This window comes from Pseudomonas sp. NPDC089758 (genome assembly GCF_044748705.1).
Lineage (GTDB): Bacteria > Pseudomonadota > Gammaproteobacteria > Pseudomonadales > Pseudomonadaceae > Aquipseudomonas > Aquipseudomonas putida_X.
On the sequence record NZ_JBIVGN010000038.1, the window covers coordinates 1 to 1,990 of the forward strand.

The following is a 1,990-nucleotide window of genomic DNA, read 5'->3' on the forward strand; positions in this document are numbered from 1 at the left end:
GTGCTCCCGATTTCTTTCTGGAGCCAGCCCGCCATGATGCGCCCCGACAGCAAAGTCGAAAAAGTCTACCTCTACCCCAAGCCCGTGGACTTTCGAAAGTCCATCGACGGCCTCACTGCCCTGGTCGAACTGGACATCAAGGTCGCCGTGTTCGACCCGGTACTTTTCGTCTTCCTCAATAAAGCCCGTAACCGCATCAAGGTGTTGTATTGGGAGCGCAACGGCTTCTGCCTTTGGCTCAAGCGCCTCGAAGCCGAGCGTTTCAAAACTTCACCCGACGCGACCGACGAAGCTATCGTACTGACCGTCCAGGAACTGAATTGGCTACTCGACGGTTTCGATCTCTGGCGCAACCGTCCGCATCAGGTTTTGACTCCTCGTTTCGTCGCCTGACCGGGTATAATCCGGGCCATGATTTCAGTGCCCGATAACCTCCCTGACGACCCTGCCGCGCTCAAACTACTGCTTGCGCAGTTGTTGGCCGAGCGCACGGTCGACAAAGGTCAGATCGTCGACCTTAAAGAACAGGTCAAGCTGCTGCGTGACCGATTATTCAATCGCAAGTCCGAGCAAACCGTCGAGTCCAACACGCCCCAACTGGCGTTGTTCAATGAACCCGAAAGTCAGTGGGTACCTACCGCTGATGATGCCGACGAAGAAGTTGTTGCGCCAAGCAAGCAGCGCGGCAAACGCAAGCCACTGTCGGCTGACCTGCCACGCATTGAAGTCATTCATGACTTGCCCGAGCACGAACTGACTTGCGCCTGTGGTTGCCGCAAACACGTGGTTGGCGAGCAAACCAGCGAACAACTCGACATCGTGCCGATGCAGATCCGTGTGCTTAAACACGTACGCAAAATCTATGGCTGCCGTGGCTGCGAATCCGCGCCGGTCACCGCTGACAAGCCGGCCCAATTGATTGAAAAGAGCATGGCCAGTCCCAGCGTGCTGGCGATGTTGCTAACCACCAAGTACGTCGATGGCCTGCCGCTGCACCGCTTCGAGACGGTGCTGAACCGACATGGTATCGAGATCCCCCGGCAAACCCTGGCCCGCTGGGTCATCCAGTGCAGCGAACACTTTCAGCCACTGCTGAACCTGATGCGTGACCGCCTGCTGGAAAGCCCGGTGATCCATTGCGATGAAACTCGCGTGCAGGTGCTCAAAGAGCCGGATCGTGATCCGACCAGTCAATCCTGGATGTGGGTGCAGGCCAGTGGCCCGCCTGATCGACAAGTCGTGCTGTTCGATTACACCACCAGCCGCGCGCAGGAGGTGCCGCTGCGCCTGCTGGAGGGCTATCGCGGTTACGTGATGACCGATGATTACGCCGGTTACAACGCGTTGGCGCTACAGCCGGGCGTTGAACGACTGGCGTGCATGGCGCATGTCCGGCGTAAATTCGTCGAAGCGCAGAAGGTGCAGCCTAAGGGCAAGACCGGTCGCGCCGATGTTGCGCTGACGATGATCAACAAACTGTATGGCATCGAACGCGACCTCAAGGATGCCAGCGATGAACAGCGATTCATCGGTCGTCAGGAACGAAGCCTGCCGATCCTTGAGCAGTTGAAAAGTTGGCTCGACAAGACGCACTCACAGGTGACACCGCAAAGCGTACTGGGCAAGGCGGTGCTTTACCTGGCAAACAACTGGAACCGCTTGGAGCGGTATGTCGAGGCGGGCCACCTGCCGATCGACAACAACCTGGCAGAGCGGGCCATAAAGCCGTTTGTGATCGGGCGCAAAGCTTGGCTGTTCAGTGACACGCCCAAGGGAGCCACGGCTAGCGCGCAGATCTACAGCTTGGTCGAAACCGCCAAGGTCAACGGCCAAGAGCCCTATACGTGGCTGCGCCACGTCCTGGAGCGACTGCCGCACGCCTCATCGGTAGCAGACTACGAAGCGCTGCTGCCATGGAACTGTTCGCCAGAGATGCCACGGTAACCTTGGCTTCCACCTTGTGGTAGGTGGGGTTCATGGATCGGTTACG

The 1,990-nt window shown here is 58.3% G+C and carries 2 protein-coding genes; both read left to right on the forward strand.

The window, feature by feature from the left end; all coding sequences use genetic code 11:
- Nucleotides 1-393 (forward strand): IS66 family insertion sequence element accessory protein TnpB (tnpB, locus tag ACIPZH_RS25720; RefSeq protein WP_400638349.1); only part of this gene is annotated, 393 nt, incomplete at its 5' end.
- A gap of 18 nt (nucleotides 394-411) precedes the next feature.
- Complete coding sequence (locus tag ACIPZH_RS25725; protein ID WP_010954877.1) at nucleotides 412-1,944, forward strand: IS66-like element ISPpu15 family transposase; 1,533 nt, start codon at nucleotides 412-414, stop codon at nucleotides 1,942-1,944.
- Nucleotides 1,945-1,990 lie beyond the last annotated feature (46 nt).